This is a genomic window from Zoogloea sp. (assembly GCF_041914405.1).
Lineage (GTDB): Bacteria > Pseudomonadota > Gammaproteobacteria > Burkholderiales > Rhodocyclaceae > Zoogloea.
In genome coordinates, this window is sequence record NZ_JAYSDK010000007.1 from 63,871 (window position 1) to 80,229 (window position 16,359).

The 16,359-nt window shown below is 63.7% G+C and carries 16 protein-coding genes; 6 read left to right on the forward strand and 10 right to left on the reverse strand.

Annotation, left to right across the window (positions count from 1 at the left end):
• Positions 1-149: 149 nt before the first annotated feature.
• The 5 genes from aldA to ACE3RX_RS06165 all read right to left on the reverse strand — a co-directional run bounded on the left by aldA (position 150) and on the right by ACE3RX_RS06165 (position 5,493).
• Positions 150-1,586 carry an aldehyde dehydrogenase gene (gene aldA, locus ACE3RX_RS06145; protein WP_374481395.1) on the reverse strand — a complete coding sequence of 479 codons (1,437 nt, stop codon included), beginning with the start codon at positions 1,584-1,586 and terminating at the stop codon, positions 150-152.
• A gap of 44 nt (positions 1,587-1,630) precedes the next feature.
• Positions 1,631-2,101, reverse strand: coding sequence for a DUF1097 domain-containing protein (locus tag ACE3RX_RS06150; protein ID WP_374481397.1), 471 nt, complete (start codon positions 2,099-2,101; stop codon positions 1,631-1,633).
• 31 nt (positions 2,102-2,132) lie between these two features.
• Positions 2,133-2,999 carry a transporter gene (locus tag ACE3RX_RS06155; protein WP_374481399.1) on the reverse strand — a complete coding sequence of 289 codons (867 nt, stop codon included), beginning with the start codon at positions 2,997-2,999 and terminating at the stop codon, positions 2,133-2,135.
• Between the two features lie 101 nt (positions 3,000-3,100).
• The gene (locus ACE3RX_RS06160) at positions 3,101-4,819 is read right to left on the reverse strand and encodes a methanol/ethanol family PQQ-dependent dehydrogenase (protein WP_374481402.1); all 1,719 of its coding nucleotides are present in this window, start codon (positions 4,817-4,819) and stop codon (positions 3,101-3,103) included.
• Between the two features lie 56 nt (positions 4,820-4,875).
• Positions 4,876-5,493 carry a ubiquinol-cytochrome c reductase iron-sulfur subunit gene (locus ACE3RX_RS06165; protein WP_374481404.1) on the reverse strand — a complete coding sequence of 206 codons (618 nt, stop codon included), beginning with the start codon at positions 5,491-5,493 and terminating at the stop codon, positions 4,876-4,878.
• A 429-nt stretch (positions 5,494-5,922) separates the two neighbouring features.
• On the opposite strand from ACE3RX_RS06165, the gene ACE3RX_RS06170 reads away from it, so the two are divergent.
• Entirely contained in the window at positions 5,923-7,884 is a 1,962-nt protein-coding gene (locus tag ACE3RX_RS06170; RefSeq protein ID WP_374481406.1) for a sigma-54-dependent Fis family transcriptional regulator, read from the forward strand.
• A 55-nt stretch (positions 7,885-7,939) separates the two neighbouring features.
• Positions 7,940-8,089 carry a hypothetical protein gene (locus tag ACE3RX_RS06175; protein ID WP_374481409.1) on the forward strand — a complete coding sequence of 50 codons (150 nt, stop codon included), beginning with the start codon at positions 7,940-7,942 and terminating at the stop codon, positions 8,087-8,089.
• Between the two features lie 173 nt (positions 8,090-8,262).
• Here the strand turns inward: ACE3RX_RS06175 and ACE3RX_RS06180 are convergent, their stop codons facing one another.
• Positions 8,263-9,261, reverse strand: coding sequence for a LysR substrate-binding domain-containing protein (locus ACE3RX_RS06180; RefSeq protein WP_374481411.1), 999 nt, complete (start codon positions 9,259-9,261; stop codon positions 8,263-8,265).
• Between the two features lie 496 nt (positions 9,262-9,757).
• On the opposite strand from ACE3RX_RS06180, the gene ACE3RX_RS06185 reads away from it, so the two are divergent.
• Together ACE3RX_RS06185 and ACE3RX_RS06190 are read left to right on the forward strand one after the other, a co-directional pair.
• A complete protein-coding gene (locus ACE3RX_RS06185) occupies positions 9,758-10,636 on the forward strand; it encodes a hypothetical protein (RefSeq protein ID WP_374481413.1) in 879 nt (292 codons plus the stop codon).
• Positions 10,637-10,713: 77 nt separating this feature from the next.
• Positions 10,714-11,280 (forward strand): papain-like cysteine protease family protein, encoded by a 567-nt coding sequence (locus ACE3RX_RS06190; RefSeq protein WP_374481415.1) that lies wholly within the window; start codon positions 10,714-10,716, stop codon positions 11,278-11,280.
• Between the two features lie 183 nt (positions 11,281-11,463).
• Here ACE3RX_RS06190 and lipA read toward each other — a convergent pair whose 3' ends face one another.
• From lipA to ACE3RX_RS06210, 4 genes are all read right to left on the reverse strand, one after another.
• On the reverse strand, positions 11,464-12,411 hold the full coding sequence (gene lipA / locus ACE3RX_RS06195) for a lipoyl synthase (RefSeq protein WP_079434726.1): 948 nt from the start codon (positions 12,409-12,411) through the stop codon (positions 11,464-11,466).
• Positions 12,412-12,416: 5 nt separating this feature from the next.
• Positions 12,417-13,046 carry a lipoyl(octanoyl) transferase LipB gene (lipB, locus tag ACE3RX_RS06200; protein ID WP_374481418.1) on the reverse strand — a complete coding sequence of 210 codons (630 nt, stop codon included), beginning with the start codon at positions 13,044-13,046 and terminating at the stop codon, positions 12,417-12,419.
• On the reverse strand, positions 13,043-13,312 hold the full coding sequence (locus tag ACE3RX_RS06205) for a YbeD family protein (protein ID WP_374481420.1): 270 nt from the start codon (positions 13,310-13,312) through the stop codon (positions 13,043-13,045). Before ACE3RX_RS06205 ends, lipB begins: the two co-directional genes overlap by 4 nt.
• 122 nt (positions 13,313-13,434) lie before the next feature.
• A complete protein-coding gene (locus ACE3RX_RS06210) occupies positions 13,435-14,559 on the reverse strand; it encodes a D-alanyl-D-alanine carboxypeptidase family protein (RefSeq protein WP_374481422.1) in 1,125 nt (374 codons plus the stop codon).
• A 128-nt stretch (positions 14,560-14,687) separates the two neighbouring features.
• On the opposite strand from ACE3RX_RS06210, the gene ACE3RX_RS06215 reads away from it, so the two are divergent.
• Both ACE3RX_RS06215 and ACE3RX_RS06220 read left to right on the forward strand, forming a co-directional pair.
• Positions 14,688-15,005 (forward strand): hypothetical protein, encoded by a 318-nt coding sequence (locus ACE3RX_RS06215; RefSeq protein ID WP_374481424.1) that lies wholly within the window; start codon positions 14,688-14,690, stop codon positions 15,003-15,005.
• A 141-nt stretch (positions 15,006-15,146) separates the two neighbouring features.
• On the forward strand, positions 15,147-16,352 hold the full coding sequence (locus ACE3RX_RS06220; protein ID WP_374481426.1) for a TolC family protein: 1,206 nt from the start codon (positions 15,147-15,149) through the stop codon (positions 16,350-16,352).
• The last annotated feature ends 7 nt before the right edge of the window (positions 16,353-16,359 follow it).

Here is a 16,359-nt window from a genome sequence, read left to right on the forward strand (position 1 = left end):
GAGAGGGAGGATTCGCCCGCCGTCCCGGCGGCACGGCCGAGGGGTCGGCGGCCGCCGTAACAACAACGCGGAGAACAACGAGGAGAAAACTTTCAATCAGCGGCACGGACCGGCGAAGGCCCGCGCCGCCGAAGGGGGGAGTGCCGGGGTCAGTTCTGCATGTACACCACGTGGGTCTCGGTGTACTCGTAGAGGCCGTGCTTGCCGTCGGCACCGCCGATGCCGGACTTGCGGCGGCCGGCGTGGAAGCCCTGCATGGCCTCGAAGTGCTCGCGGTTCACATAGGTCTCGCCGAAGCGCAGCTCGCGGCAGGCCTGCATCGCCGCGTTGAGATCCTTGGTGAAGATCGACGAAGTCAGGCCGTACTCCGAATCGTTGGCCAGCGCGATGGCCTCGTCGAGGCCGCTCACCGCCTGGATCGGCAGCACCGGCCCGAAGATCTCCTTGCGCATGATCTCCATGTCGGCGCTGCAACCGGTGATTACCGTCGGCTCGTAGTGGAAGCCCGTCGGGCGGTCCGCCACGCGGCCGCCGAGGATCACCTCGGCGCCCTGCTCGCGGGCCCGGCTGACCATCGCCGCCACCTTGTCGAGACCGATCTGGTTCACCAGCGGGCCCATGTGCACATCCGGCTCGGCCAGCGGGTCGCCGTAGCGGGTGGCGGCCATCAGCGTGCGCACCTTGGCGGTGAATTCATCGGCCACCGACTTTTCCACGTAGACCCGTTCGGCGCAGTTGCACACCTGCCCGGTGTTGATCACGCGGGAGTCCACCACCGCCTTGGCGGCCAGGTCCAGGTCGGCGCTGGCCAGCACGATGGCCGGCGCCTTGCCGCCCAGTTCGAGGTTCACGCGGGTCAGGTTGCGGCCGGCCGCCTGCATGATCGTCGAGCCGGTGGCGACGCTGCCGGTGAAGCTGATCAGGCCCACGTCCGGGTGGGTGCACAGGCTGGCGCCCACGTCGGCGCCGCGCCCGCCGACCAGGTTGAAGACCCCCGCCGGCAGGCCGGCTTCGGCCACCAGGCGGGCAAACTCGAAGGCGTTGATCGGCGTCTCCTCGCTCGGCTTGACGACGATGGTGTTGCCGGTGACCAGCGCCGGCGCCATCTTGCGGGCGATCAGGAAGAACGGGAAATTCCACGGCAGGATGCCGACGGTCACGCCGATCGGCTTGCGATGCACGAAGATCGTCTCGCCCGGGCGGTCGCTCTGCAGGATCTCGCCTTCGATGCGGCGCGCCCACTCGGCCATGTAGTCCATGTAGTCGGCGGTGAAATCCACCTCCACGCGGGCCAGGCCGAGGACCTTGCCCTGCTCGCGGGTGATGATTTCGGCGAGGCGCTCCTTGTTCTCCCGCACCTTGGCGGCGATGGCCTTCAGGTGGGCGGCGCGCTGGATCGCCGGCAGGCGCTCCCAGCCCGGCTGGGCGCGGCGGGCGGCGTCCACCGCGGCATTCACCTCGTCGCTGCTGGCAGTGGGGATGCGCGCCAGCAGGGTGTGGGTGGCCGGGTTATGCACGTCGATGGCGGTGGTGGCGTCGGCGGGCACGAAGCGGCCGTCGATGTAGTTCTCGTAGAGGGTCGTCACGTTAGGTCTCCTGAGGTGTGTCGGGGTTGGGGGGCGGGGAAAGGTCAGGCGGCGGGGCGGGCGAGCTTCTTGCCGACGCTCTCCGATACGTAGCCGAAGGCGAGGCCGGCAATCCAGGTCAGGGCGACGAGGGCGATGCTGAGATCGATCTTTCCGCCGGAACCGAAGAAGGACGCCGCGCCGAGGAAAGCCGCCGGCGTGTAGGACAGGGCGCCGATGTCGGCCATCGCCACCAGCACGAAGGCCAGCACGGCGACCAGCCCGATCAGGGGGCCGAGGCCGCCGCCCAGCGCCTGCACCCCGGCGAGGGTCACGGCGGTGAGCAGGATGCCGGCCAGGCCGGCGCCGAGGGCCTTGCTCAGTCCGCCGCTGCCGCCACCGGCGGCGAAGAAGGCGGCCCAGGCAACGAAGCTGATCCACGGGTTGAAGCCGAGGTCCGGGTTGCCGACGCTGAGATACACCCAGGCGGCGACGAGCACGGCGATGCTGATGGCGAGGGCATGCAGGATCTTCATGGGAACACTCCTTGGCGCGAGTTCGGGGGAATCACCACACGTAGGCGTACTTGATGTTCACGCTGTTGTTGGCGGCGTGGTTCTTGCCGTCGATGCTGGACGAGTAGCGCAGGCTGATGGACTGGTTGTCGAAGGTGTGGAACATCACCCCGACGCCGCCGTCCAGCACGCGGGCGCTGGGCTGGTTGTTGCGGCTGCTGGTGCTCTCGTAGTCGAGGGCGATGAAGGGCTCGAGCAGGCCGGTGACGCGGTAGCCCAGGCGGTGGTTGGTGTGGAAGGTATTGCCGGGGCGGCTGCCGTCCTTCTTCTCGCTCTGGAAGACCATGCCGGCGTCGGCGGTCCACCCCAGCTTGTCGGTGAGGCGCACGTCCCACAGGAAGCTCGACAGGTTCTTCCAGTTGGTGTCGCTGACCCGGTCGTCGCCGACCGGCACCTGCAGGAAGGACTGGAAGCCGAAGGTGGACTCGGGGCTCGGCTTCATCCACACCGCGAAGCCGGTGAGCGGGTCGCCGATGCCGCTGATGTGGCGGTCGGCGGCATTGGCGGCGTGCTGGTTGCGCACGCCGATCTCCGGCACGATGACCTCGTAGGCGAGGCCGATCTTCGGGTTGCCTTCCGGCGTCCAGAAGCGCACGTACTTGGACATGCCGACGATGGTCTGGCTGCCGTCGCCCTTCACCTTGTCGCCGTTGGCGTTGAAGGTGTCCTTGTTGTTCTGCACGTAGCCGTACTGCACGAAAACGTTGAAGGGCTTGAAGTCCACCGGCAGTTCGTATTCGTGGGGGCCGATGACGTCGAAGGTGGTCTGGGCGAAGACGGCGGGGGCAACGGTAGCGCCGAGGCCGGCCAGTGCGGTGGCGGCCAGCAGGCGGCGGAAGGGGGTGTGAAGGGTCTGCATGAATGTCTCCTTTGTCGTTTTTGGGCGTGAGTCCTCTCCCCGCGCCGCCGGAGGGCGGCGCGGGGTGGATTACGCGGGTGGGCTGAACCGGGGTGGGGGGCTTACTTCTGCAGCTTGTAGACCAGGATCGTGCCGCCCTGGGGTACGACGGTCTTGTGGTCGAGCACCGCGTCGAAGGCACCCTGCATGCGCTGGGCATCGACGCCCCAGCCGGACTGCACGGCCACGTACTGCTCGCCATTCACCTCGAAGGACGAGGGCACGCCGGTGACGCCGGACGGGGTCGGGGTCTCCCACAGCACCTTGCCGCTCTTGGCGTCGAGGGCGCGGAACATGCGGTCGTTGGTGCCGCCGCCGAACACCAGGTTGCCGGCGGTGGTCATCAGCGGGCCCCAGTTCATCTCGGGGTAGGTGTGGGTCCACACTTTCTTGCCGGTCTTCAGGTCCCAGGCCTGCACTTCACCGATGTGCTGGCGGGATTTCTCGGTCATCCGCACATTGGTCAGGATGTTGTCGAGGGATACGCCGATGTACAGGCTGCCGGCCTTGTACTTGACCGGTTCGCCGGTCAGCTCGGAACACAGGTTGTTGTTGGCCGGGATGTAGAGCAGGCCGGTCTGCGGGTTGTAGGCTTCCGGCGGCCAGTCCTTGCCGCCCCACAGAGACGGACAGAAGTCGGTCTTCTTGCCGGTGCCGGGAATGCGCTTCGGGTCATAGGTCGGCCGGCCCGTCTTGGGGTCGAGGCTGGTGAACACGTTCTGCGTCACGTAGGGCCAGGCATCCACGTAATTGACCTTGTCCTGGGTGCGCTCCAGCAGCCACAGGTAGCCATTGCGGCCGGCGTGCACCAGGGACTTGAACTTCTTGCCCTTGTGTTCCAGGTCGATCAGCAGTGGCGCGGAGACTTCGTCCCAGTCCCAGGCATCGTTCCAGTGGTACTGGTGGTGGCCCTTGATCTTGCCGGTATCCACGTCGAGGGCGATGGTGGAGTTGGCGTAGAGGTTGTCGCCGGGGCGGGTGTCGGGCATCCACGGGCCGGCGTTGCCGACGCCCCAGTAGGCGATGTTGGTCTGGGAGTCGTAGGTGCCGGTGATCCACACCGAGCCGCCGCCGGTCTTGTAGGTCTCGCCGGGCCAGGTTTCGGCGCCCGCTTCGCCGGGGCCGGCGATGGTGTAGGTGCGCCAGGCTTCCTTGCCGCTCTCCGCGTCGAAGGCAGCGACGAAACCGCGGATGCCCAGCTCGCCGCCGGACGAGCCGACCATGATCTTGCCCTTGGCGGCCAGCGGAGCGAGGGTCATGTAATAGCCCTTTTTCCAGTCGGCTACGGGCACCTTCCACAGCTCCTTGCCGGTGGCCGCGTCGAGGGCCACCAGGAAGGCGTCGGTGGTGGCCAGGTAGAGCTTGTCGCCGTACAGCGCCACGCCGCGGTTGGTGGGGTGGAGCTGCATCAGCTCATCGGGGATGGTCTTCTTGTAGCGCCACAGCTCCTTGCCGGTGGCGGCTTCCAGCGCGATCACCTGGTTGTTGGGAGTGGACACGTACATGTAGCCGTTATTGACGATGGGTGGCGCCTGGTGGCCCTCGGTCATGCCGGTGGTGTAGGACCAGGCCGGCACCAGCTTGCCGACGTTCTGGTTGTTGATCTGTTTGAGGGGGCTGTAGCCCCAGCCTTCGTAGTTGCCGCGGTACATCAGCCAGTTGCCGGCCTCGGGCTTGGTCAGGCGGGCGTCGGTGACGGGGCTGTAGGGGGCCAGGCTGGCGCCGGCCAGCATGGGGACGAAGGTCAGGCTGGCACACAGGGCCTTGAGTCGGGTTTTCATTTGCAGATGTCTCCTTTATTGCTTTGGTGTGGGCGAGCGGGTGAGGCGGGGAAAAATCAGGCGGACTTGGCGACGCCGGGGTGGGAGGTGAAGGGGCCGGCCACCACCAGCACGCCGTTCTCCTCCTTCAGCGGCAGCAGCGGCAGGGTGCGCGGAGCCGGGCCGGCGACAACCTGGCCGCCCTGGCTGGGGGAGAACTTGGAGAAGTGGCAGTAGCACATCAGGGTCTTGTCCTTGGGGACCCATTCGGAGATCTCGCAGCCCTGGTGGGTACACACCGCCGAATAGGCCAGCACGCCGCCGGCGGCGTAGGCGCGGGTTTCGTCGGTGAGCTCCTGCGGATCGACGCGGACCAGGATCACCTTGTTGAGGCGGGAGCCGTCGCGCACTTCGCCGCTGGCCGGCTCGAAGGGAAAGGCCGGCACCGGCTTGGCGCCGGGCTGGATTTCGCTGCAGCGCAGGGGCTGGGCCTTGCCCTCGCTGTCGCTGCGCGCCAATTGATCGCCGACTTTCGGTTTCGAATTGGCGTCGTCATCGGCAAGGGCATTGCGGCCAATTCCCAGCCCGGCGCAAAGGAGCAGTGCCGAGGTGGCTTTCAGCGTTTCCCGTCTATTTGGATTGGCCACGTTCTCCGGCGTGGTCTCGACAATCGGTGTGGAAGGCGTCCTGTTCATATTCCTGTCCTGCGTTCTGGTTTGTGGCCAGGTCTATTAGGCAAGGCCTGTGCCACGGAGTTGAAATTGCGCTCAGGAAGGGTGGGGTTGATTTGCCTTGTTGTTGTTAATAAATGGTTTTTTATTTTTTTCGGAGGTGCGGAAGGTTTTTTAAATTCCAATTGGATTGAATTGGAGGTCGCGCGCCGTCCGCCCGTGCACTACAGGTGTAGCGGGGCGTGAATCAGGTGTCGTGTCGCAAAACCGTAATTCGCTACAGCGCATTATTTTGTTGCGACGCGGTATTCGTTCGGGTATTTCCTTATTCGCCGCTTTTATTCGCAGCAGCAATTTCCATGCGCTATCATCCAGCCACAAATGGCAGCCGCAGCGGTGGATTCCGCCAGCGCGGCGCGCACCTTATAAGCGGGTGGAGACGAGGAGATGGATATGCAGGGCAGGCACACCGATGCCTTGGCCGGGGGGCTCTTGCCCGGCGGAATGCTGAGCCTGGCGGCCACCGAGGCGCGCTTGCGCGAATCGTGGCGGCGCTCGGAGGAAACCTACCGCATCGATCCCTCGACGCGTTCCAGCCCGCGGGTGCTGTCGGCCGCCGAGTTCCGCGACCTGCGCGACCGCGCCGCCATCTTCCTGCGCATCGCCCAGCTGGGCGTGGCGCGCCTGCATGAACAGGTGCGCGATTCCGGTTATTGCGTGCTGCTCACCACCGGCGACGGCACCAGCGTGGACTTCCGCGGTACGCCCAGCCTGGATGCGGAGTTCCGGCGCCGTGGCTTCATTGCCGGGGCTTGCTGGTCGGAATCCGACGAAGGCACCTGCGGTGTCGGCACCGCCATCGTGGACCGGGCGGCGATCCTGGTGCACCGGGAGGAGCATTTTCGCAACCACAACCACGGCATCACCTGCAGCGCGGCGCCGGTGTTCGGCCCCCGCGACGAGCTGGTGGGCGTGCTGAACGCGTCGGCCTTTGCGGCGCCGGAGAACCGCAACAGCCAGTCGGTGGTGTTCCGGTTGGTCCAGCAGAACGCGCTGGCCATCGAGAATGCGCTGTTCGTGGAGAGCTACAAGACGGCCTGGATCCTGTCGATCAGCGGGCCGGGGGATTGCTGGAGCCTCGGAGAGGCGCACTGCCTGGCCTTCGACGATGGCGGGCGCATCCTCGCCGCCAGCCGGCGCCTGCGGGCCGGGCTGTTTCCGGGTGCGGAGTTGCCGTCGCGGCGCGTCGAGGACGTCTTCGACCTGTCCGCCGACGAGTTGGTGAAGCGTGCCCACGAGCGCCCCGGCGCGCCGATTCCGCTGCGCTGCCTGGCCAACGGGGTGCGCTTCGAGGCCCAGTTGCGCGCGCCGGTGCGCGAGGCGGGGGTGCCGGCGACGTTATCGGTGAAGCGCGGCTTCGATGCGCTGGCGGCTGAAGACCCGCGGGTGCTGGAGAGCATCGAGCGGGTCAAGCGGGTGGTGGACCGCAAGCTGACCATCCTGCTGCTCGGCGAGACCGGCTCCGGCAAGGAAGCCTTCGCCCGCGCGATCCACGGCCACAGCCTGCGCCGCGACAAGCCCTTCGTGGCCCTCAACTGCGCGGCGATCCCGGAGAGCCTGATCGAGAGCGAGCTGTTCGGTTACAAGGAGGGCGCCTTCACCGGCGCCAAGGCCAAGGGCTCGAAGGGCAAGGTCCAGCAATCCAGCGGCGGCACCCTGTTCCTCGACGAGATCGGCGACATGCCGCTGGCCCTGCAGACGCGCCTGCTGCGCGTGCTGGCCGAGGGCGAGGTGGTGGCGCTGGGCGCGTCGGAACCGGAGGCGGTGGACCTCAACGTGGTCTGCGCGACCCACCGGGACCTGGCCGCGATGGTGCGCGCCGGCCAGTTTCGTGAAGATCTGTACTACCGCCTGAATGCGGCGGTGTTTCGCCTGCCGGCGCTGCGCGAGCGCTCCGACCGGCGGGTGGTGATCCGCCAGGTGCTGGCCCAGGAGCTGGCCACCGCCGGGCGGCAGCTGAGCCTGCCCGACCCGGTGCTCGAGCAGCTGGCCGCCTACCCGTGGCCGGGCAACATCCGCGAGCTGCGCAACGCGCTGCGCTTTGCGGTGGCGGTATGCGACGACGGCGTGCTGGCGACGGCGCATTTTCCCGACGGGCTGCAGGCGCCGGTGCTCAGCCCCGCCGCGCCGCCGCTGGCGGTCGCCATGTCCGCACCCGCCACCGGGGCGAGCCGCCCGGCCGGCGGTGAACGGGACGCCCTGCTCGACGAATTGCGCCGCTGCCACTGGAACATCTCGGCTGCCGCCGCCGCCATCGGCGTGTCCCGCTCCACCCTGTACCGGCGCATGCAGCGCCAGGGCATCGTCGCCCCCAACACCGCCGACGTGCTGGAGGCCGGCAACCGGATCCATTGAGGGCTGCTTGGCCTGGGCCGCTGCTCAAGGGAAGCGGGTAGAAAGGATCTGCCACATGATTTTTCATGCCGAAAAATGGTTTTTCCATCTGGCAAAACCGTTTATTCATATGGAAAAAACGCTGCGCCATATGGCAAAACCACCGGGGCGCATGACAAAACCACTGCGACACGCCGCCGGATCATTCAGCCATATGCCGGAATGACTGCGCCACGCGTCGCGGTGATTTTGTCATGTGCCGCAGTCATTGCGTGGCGTGACGCAGGCTTTCAGCGGCGTGTCGCAGGCTTTCTGTTATGTAAAAAAACCTTTCCGTCACGTGACGCAGTGTTTTTGGCATATGACAAAAGATCTTTGTCATGTGGCGGAGCGATTTTTTCAGGCCGCCGCGCAGGCGGTGCTGTCGGCAGCGCGACCCTTCGGCGGGGTGACGGGCAGGGCTTTCTGCAGGGCCGGCGAGTTGCGCACCACCGAGATAATCTGCTCACGGAACCAGCGGCATTCCTCCTCGTAGTGGCTGCGGTCGTGCCACAGCAGGTAGAAGCTCATCTTCGGGAATTCGATGGGCGGCTCGGCGACGGCCAGCGGCATCATCTTGGCGCAGTGCTCGGCGAAGATCCGCGGGCTGGAGAACAGCATGTCGGTTTCGAGCAGCAGGTAGGGCACCAGGCCGAAGTAGGGCACGTAGGCCACCACATTGCGCTTCATGCGCTCGCGGGCCAGGTGCAGGTCGATGACGCCGCGCTGGCCCACCGCATAGGGCGTCGGCACCAGGTGCTCGGCGGCCAGGTATTCGGCGGTGCCCAGCGGCTTGCCGGCCAGCGGATGGCCCTTGCGCATCAGGCACACCACCTCGTCCTCGAACAGCGGCGCGATGCGCAGGTTTTCCGGCGGCTGCGGCCAGTTGCCGATCACCACGTCGAGCTCGCCGTTCTCCATCGCGCGGGCGTAGTCGTAATCCGGCCCGAGGGAATGGAAGGCCACCTGGCTGTGCGGCGCCAGCTTGCGCAGGCGGGCGACGATCTCGCCGAGCAGCACCGCGTTGAGGTAGTCCGGCGTGGCGATGTTGAAGATGCGCCGCGAGCTGGCGGCGTCGAACTTGACCTGCCGCACCGCGATCGCCTCGATCTGCTGCAGCGCGATCTTGACCGGCTCGAGCAGCCCGGCACCGCGCTCGGTGGGCGTCATGCCGTTACGACAGCGCACCAGCAACTGGTCGCCGGTGATGTCGCGCAGCCGCCGCAGCGCGGTGCTGACCGCCGGCTGGGACTGGTTGAGACGCCGCGCCGCCTTGCTCACGCTGCACTCGGTCAGCAGGGCGTGCAGTACGCGCAGCAAATGGACATCCATGGAATCCCAGGTGCAGTTCGCGGCCATGTCGGCTCTCCGATGAACGATTGATTGCGTGTTGCGGTGCAAAAAACGTTCCATGGGGAAAGGCCCCCATTTCGGGGCTACGGGGTGGCGTTTGCCCTGCCATGGAGGGCCGATGTGGTGCGGGGCAGGGGCACGGGCACTGGGCTGGTGCGTGAGGGGCTGAAGCTTAGGAGAACTCTAAGAAGACCTGATTCTTACAGACATTACTCCATCCCTATGAGGCGACGGGCGCTTACGGTCACGATGCTGAGAAAGTAGTACCGGCACAGAACGGTTGAGATCGTTACATTTCACTTGTAGGTCGATTGCATTCGTCTATGTTGAAAGAATGATCTGCAGCCAGGTTTGTAACGGCAAGGAGTCGTCAGAGGCAGTTGTTTTTCAATTGAGGTAAGTTTTGGCTCATATATGTAGAGTGTGTTCATAAAATCTAAACTGAATTGAACTAAACCGCTAAAACGATAGGCGCGGTTGTCTTTCATTGAGAGGTGCTTACATGGCTGAAGATGCTCCTCAGAAAAGCGTCGGTACGACAACCGATCGCGACGCTCTAATCGCATTAACTCTGAACGCCTTTAACGAACGGTTGAAGCAACTTGAAAATCCAGAAGAAAAAAGTCGTTCAGAAAAGATACAGAAAAATGCGAGTTTTATCGCTCTAATTATCGGTATTGCTCTGAGTTTAGTGTCTCTTTTTGATGTTTTTTTGATTAAGCCTAGAGAAGCACTTTTTCGAGACATAGATGAGTTTAATAAGGCTGTCAACTCGGTAGCGAATCTGCGCCAGAGCATGATTCAGGTCCAGTTTCAGTCGAATAATCCTCAAATGATTCTAGCAATGAACTCTATGGTAACACCGCAAGTGCTAGCCCATATTCAGTATGCTACGGAGCTTCTTCCCCGGCTTGGTGATTATGCTGGGATTCCACAATTAATCGTTTTGATATCGGAGGCGATGAATATTTACGATTGGAAAAGTGCGGAGATATTGGTTGATCGTGCCGTTGCTGCTAAGGGAGCTGTACCCTCGCTGCAAGCTGAGGCTAGGCGCTACAAGGCTCGATTGATGTTTTTTACCGGAAGAGTGCAAGAGGGACGTAAAGCTTATGAGGATGCATTAAACGTTATTCGCAACGAATCTGCATTTGGGATTAATGGTTCACGCGCATACATTGTTTCAGACTGGATAGTCGCAGAGTTCTCATTGGGAGACTGCAATATTGCAAATGAACGAGTCCGGCAGTTTATGGAGTTTGTCCAAAACCCTCAGGTTACATCGCCAGCACGTTCTGGATTGATTTCTACTTTAAAAAGCCAACTTGGCCAACTGCAGGAAGGGGAAAAACGATGCCCTTTTCCAAGTTCCCTCCTGTGATGAGCTAATTCATTTTATTGTAAGAGTAATATATCTAACATGGATTGGGCGAATGGTGGGGATTGGAGGTATATGAAATGAAAAAATCATCAATTTTTTTTGCATTTTTTATTATCTTTTTTTCGTCTCAGGTTCGTTCTCAATTGCTACCACCTGTAGATCTTGGAATTCAGAATATTCCCCAAGAAACACCGGTGTGGTGCTGGGCGGCAGTGGCGCAGCAAATAATTCTTGCTGTGCGTGGGCTCAATGGCACCCCGCCTCAATGTGGGCTTGTCGCTATAGCCAGCAATGTTCCCCCGCAGTATTGTTGTCAAGCGCCTATGTCGTGCATGAGAGGCGGGAGTTTGACAGAAATTCAGAATTTGATTCAGTATTTTGGCGGGCGATTTTCTAGCATTGCACCGCCCGCAGATCCGATGACAATTTACCAAACACTTTTGGCTAGAAATGCCATTATCATGGCTGTACAATCGTCGCCATTTTCTGGGCATGTTGTTGTTATTCGCGGAATGGAGTGGGTGGCAACATCGTCGGGGATTCAACCAGTTCTTTATATAAATGATCCTATGGGGTTTTTTACCCAGCCTGTACCGTTTATGAGCATCCTCCCATATTGGCGAGCGGCGATAGTAGTGAATTGACGATGAGTTCTCTATGTCGGAATTTTTAGAGACCTTTCGTTCATGTGAACAGATTCTTCGGGCGGCTTAGGCTCTCTTCATGCAACGGCTCAACTCCAAACTGAAGGTACGAAATGTAAAAGGCCAGCTCGCATAGCGAGCCGGCCTTTTACCGTGCATAACCTAGGAAGTAGCAGGTGCGGTTTACACCACCCCCGCCCCATGCGCCTGCTGATCCGCCCAGTAACTGGAGCGGACCATCGGGCCGCAGGCGGCGTTTTTGAAGCCCATCTTCAGCGCTTCGGTCTCGAACATCTTGAAGGTGTCGGGATGGACGTAACGCAGTACCGGCAGGTGGCCGCCGGAGGGCTGGAGGTATTGACCGATGGTGAGCATGTCCACGTTGTGGGCGCGCATGTCGCGCATCACTTCGAGGATCTCTTCGTCGGTTTCGCCGAGGCCGACCATCAGGCCGGACTTGGTGTTGACCTCCGGGTGGCGGGCCTTGAACTGCTTGAGCAGTTCCAGCGAGTAGGCGTAGTCGGCACCCGGGCGGGCCTGCTTGTAGAGGCGCGGCACGGTTTCCAGGTTGTGGTTCATGACGTCCGGCGTGGACTGGTCGAAGATGTCCAGCGCCACGTCCATGCGGCCACGGAAGTCGGGCACCAGCACTTCGATGGTGGTCTTGGGGCTGGCTTCGCGGGTGGCGCGGATGCACTCGACGAAATGCTGGGCGCCGCCGTCGCGCAGGTCGTCCCGGTCTACGCTGGTGATCACCACGTAGTTGAGGCGCATCGCGGCGATGGTCTTGGCCAGGTTGGCCGGCTCGTTGGCGTCCAGCGGCTCGGGGCGGCCGTGGCCGACGTCGCAGAAGGGGCAGCGGCGGGTGCAGATGTCACCCATGATCATGAAGGTGGCCGTGCCCTTGCCAAAGCATTCGTGGATGTTGGGGCAGGAGGCTTCTTCGCAGACGGTGTGCAGCTTGTGCTCGCGCAGGGTGTCCTTGATCTCGTTGAAGCGTTCGGCTTCGACGCCCGCGCCGAGCTTGATGCGGATCCAGTCGGGCTTCTTGAGGCGCTCGGCGGGAACGATCTTGATGGGGATACGGGCGGTTTTTTCGGCGCCGCGTTGCTTGCGGCTCTCGGAATCCATTGAATCTAATCCTTTGGTAAGGCGGTGGGCGGTACTTCGGGAAAATGCCGCTGGAGGTGGCCGAGAAGCCGTTCGGCGACTTCGTCGGGGCCTTCAGTCACGCCGAAGTCCTTGAGTTGTATTGTCTTGAGCCCACTATAGCCGCAAGGGTTGATCCACGTAAACGGGGTTAAATCCATGTCGACGTTAAGGGAAAGGCCGTGATAGCTGCAGCCGTTGCGTACGCGCAGGCCGAGGGCGGCGACCTTCTCGCCGGCGATATATACGCCGGGGGCGCCGTCCTTGCGCTCGGCCGTGAGGCCGAAGTCGGCGACGCAGTCGATGATGGCCTGTTCGAGCAGGTTCACCATTTCGCGCACCTTGAGGTGGCGGCGGTGCAGGTCGAGCAGCAGGTAGGCGACGACCTGGCCGGGGCCGTGGTAGGTGATCTGGCCGCCGCGGTCGATCTTGACCAGCGGGATTTCGGTGGCGTGCAGCAGGTGTTCGGGCTTGCCGGCCTGGCCGAGGGTGTAGACCGGCGGGTGCTGGACCAGCCACAACTCGTCCGGGGTGGTGTCGTTGCGGCTGGCGGTGAATTCCTGCATGGCCCGCCAGGTGGGCTCGTAGGGCACCAGGCCCAGGTGGCGGATAATCACAGTACGACCTTGACCAGCGGGTGGGCGGTCAGTGCGCGGTAGAGGTCGTCGAGCTGGGTCTGGGAGGTGGCGTTGACAGTACAGGTGATGGACAGGTAGTTGCCCTTGGCCGACGGGCGCATTTCCATCAATGTGCCGTCGAAGTCCGGTGCGTGCACCGTCACTACTTCCAGCACCGCCTGGGCGAAGCCATCGACCCGCGCGCCCATGATCTTAATGGGGAATTCGCAGGGGAATTCGAGCAGGGTGGTGCGTTGTTCGGTCATGGCAGTTCCTGTTTTGGGGGAGGGCGTCGGGGCGGGTGGGGCGCGCTGCGACCACCTTTACAAGATGTGGGCGCAGCAGCGCAACTTCAAGTGCCCGACGCAATCCTCAAATGCCGCGGCTGTCAGAGGTTCTTGAACCACAGGCGGATGGCGTCCCACAGGCGGCCGAACCAGCCGGCTTCCTGCACCTCGTCGAGGGCGACCAGCGGGTATTCGCCGATGGTCTTGCCGTCGATGGACAGCTGCACGCTGGCGATCTTCTGGCCCTTGGTGATCGGTGCAATGAGGTCCGGCGGGGTGACGATGTTGGTCTTGAGCTTCTCTGCGTCGCCCTTCGGCAGGGACAGCACCAGGTCGCTCAGCACGCCGACCTTGACGCTGTTCTCGGCACCCTTCCAGACGCGGAAATCGCTGACGGCCTGGTTGGCGGAATAGACCTTGGCGGAGTCGAAGGCCAGGTAGCCCCAGTTGAGCAGCTTCTGGGATTCCTGGGCGCGCACGTTGTCGCTGGTGGTGCCGACGACCACCGAGATCAGGCGGCGGTCGTTACGCTTGGCGGAGGAGATCAGGCAGTAGCCAGCGCTTTCGGTGTGGCCGGTCTTGAGGCCGTCGACGGTGGGGTCGAGGGAGAGCAGGCGGTTGCGGTTGGGCTGACGGATCTTGTTGTAGGTGTATTCCTTGATGGAATAGATCGGGTAGAAATCCGGGAAGTCGCGGATGATCGCGGCGGAAAGCGTGGCCAGGTCGCGCACCGAGGCCAGGTGGGTCGGGGCGGGCAGGCCGGTGGAGTTCTCGAAGTGGGTGTTCTTCAGGCCGAGACGGGCGGCTTCCTTGTTCATCAGCTGCACGAAGTTCTCTTCGGAGCCGGCGATGGCTTCGGACAGCGCGATGCAGGCGTCGTTGCCGGACTGGATGATCATGCCGTGGATCAGTTCCTTCACGGTGACCGGCATGTTGGGCTCGATGAACATCTTGGAGCCGCTGATCTTCCAGGCCTTTTCGGACACCGGCACGACCTGGTCGAGGGTGATGGTCTTGTTTTTGATGGCCGCGAAGGTGAGGTAGGCGGTCATCAGCTTGGTCAGCGAGGCGGGCTCGATACGCTCGTCGGGTTTCTCGGCGGTGAGCACCTGGCCGGAGCCAACATCAAGGAGCAGCCAGGCCCGTGCGGCGACGGTCGGCGGGACCATCTGGGCGAAGGCGAGGGTAGGAATCAGCAGCAGGAGCAGGATGAAGCGACGCAACATGGTGGGGGTGGGGAGAAGCAAAAGCGCAATTATAGACACCCCGTCCACCGCCCGATGCCGTAGTTTGTAATGGTTTTTTTGCGCTGCAGCGGGAACTCCAGTAGTGTCTCCCTGTCTGGCTTGATGCAATGCTCCTTATTCGTCGCGGTCTCTCTCTCGTGCTGGCCTGTCTCGTGCTCATCTGGGCAGGGGCGGCCTTTGCCGACGATTGCGTCGAGGCGGCCGAAGACCTGGCCGACTACATGCAGAGCGCGGAGCAGCTCCACCTGCAGGCCGATCCGTTGGTCCTGGATCTGCATGGCGCCGATCCGCAGGACTGCCCGGCACTCGCCAGCGGCATTCCGCTCCCCATCCTGCACCTCATGGAGGTCCGCCCGGAAGCGATTCCGCCGGTGTGGCACTCCGTCCTGCCGCAGCCCGCGGCACCGCCTCCCAGGCAATCCTGAACGGCCGGCCCGGCAGGGCTGGTTGCGCCTTCACGTCTTGTTCCAGACGGGCCCTGTGTCGCCTGTCGGTTGTCGAATAACAAAACGGGAGCAGCGCCCGCTGGGCGCTGATGAATCCGCATGTTCAGGAAGTCCTTTTTGGTGGCTGCCCTTTTGCTGGCCGCCACCCATGCCGTCGCCGACGGTGTCGCCACCTATTCCCTGCCGGCTCTGCGTGACGCCGCGCGGGCCGCCCATCCTTCCCTCGCCGCTGCCCGCGCGGCCGTTGAGGCGGGCAGGGCGCAGGTGATCACCGCCGGGGCCTACCCCAACCCGGAGGTGGAGTTTCTTGCCGGCCGCACCCGCGCCCGCGCCCCCGGCGCGACCACCGGCTCGGTGCAGAGCCTTGAGATCACCCAGCGCATCGACAACCCCTGGCAGCGGGAGGCCCGCATCGACGCCGCCGGCTTTGCGCTGAATGCCCGCGAGGCCGAGCGGCGCAGTTTCGAGAACGATCTGCTGGCCCGCCTCGATCAGCGTTTCTATGAATTGCTGCGCCGGGAGGCGGAGCTGCGCGCGGCCCGGGAGGATCTGGGTCTCGCCGAGCAGATCCGCTCCCGCGTGGCGGTGCGCGTGAAGACCGGCGAGTCGCCGCGCTATGAACTGATCAAGGCTGACACCGAGCTGCTCAATGCGCAGAAGTCGGCCGAAGGCGCTGCGCTGCGGGTGTCCCAGGCGCGGGCCGGCCTGCGGGCATTGGTCAGCCCGGCGCTGCCGGCGGAGTTCGCGGTGGAGGGCTCGCTGGCGACCAGCCCGGTGGTGCCGAGCCTCGACAGCCTGCGGGCCGAGGTGCTGGCCCGCAACCCGGAGCTGGCGCGCAGCCAGGCCGAAGTGAGGCGTGCCGAGCGCCAGTTGGAGCTGGAGCGCCTGCGCCGCCAGCCCGAGCTGGCCGTCAAGGTGACCGAGGAGCGTGACAGCGAGATCCGTGACAACCGCCTCGGGGTGATCCTCAGCGTGCCCCTGTGGGACCGCCGCCAGGGCCCGGTGGCCGAGGCTGGCGCCCTGCTGAGCCGGAGCCGCAGTGAGCAGGCCGGCCAGGAGCTGGCCCTGACCCAGGCGCTGGAAGGCGCCTACCGCCAGTACGAGATCGCCCGCACCCAGGTGAATGCCCTCGAGAACGGGATCATCCGGGAGGCGGAGGCTGCACTGAAGGTGGCAGAAGCCGCCTACCGCTTCGGCGAGCGCGGCATCCTCGACTACCTGGATGCCCAGCGGGTCTTCCGCGCCGCCCGCAATGAACTCATCGCCGCCCGCTACGAACTCCAGCTGGCCGTCATCGAAATCGAGCGCCTGCGCGCTGCCCAATGATCCGGAA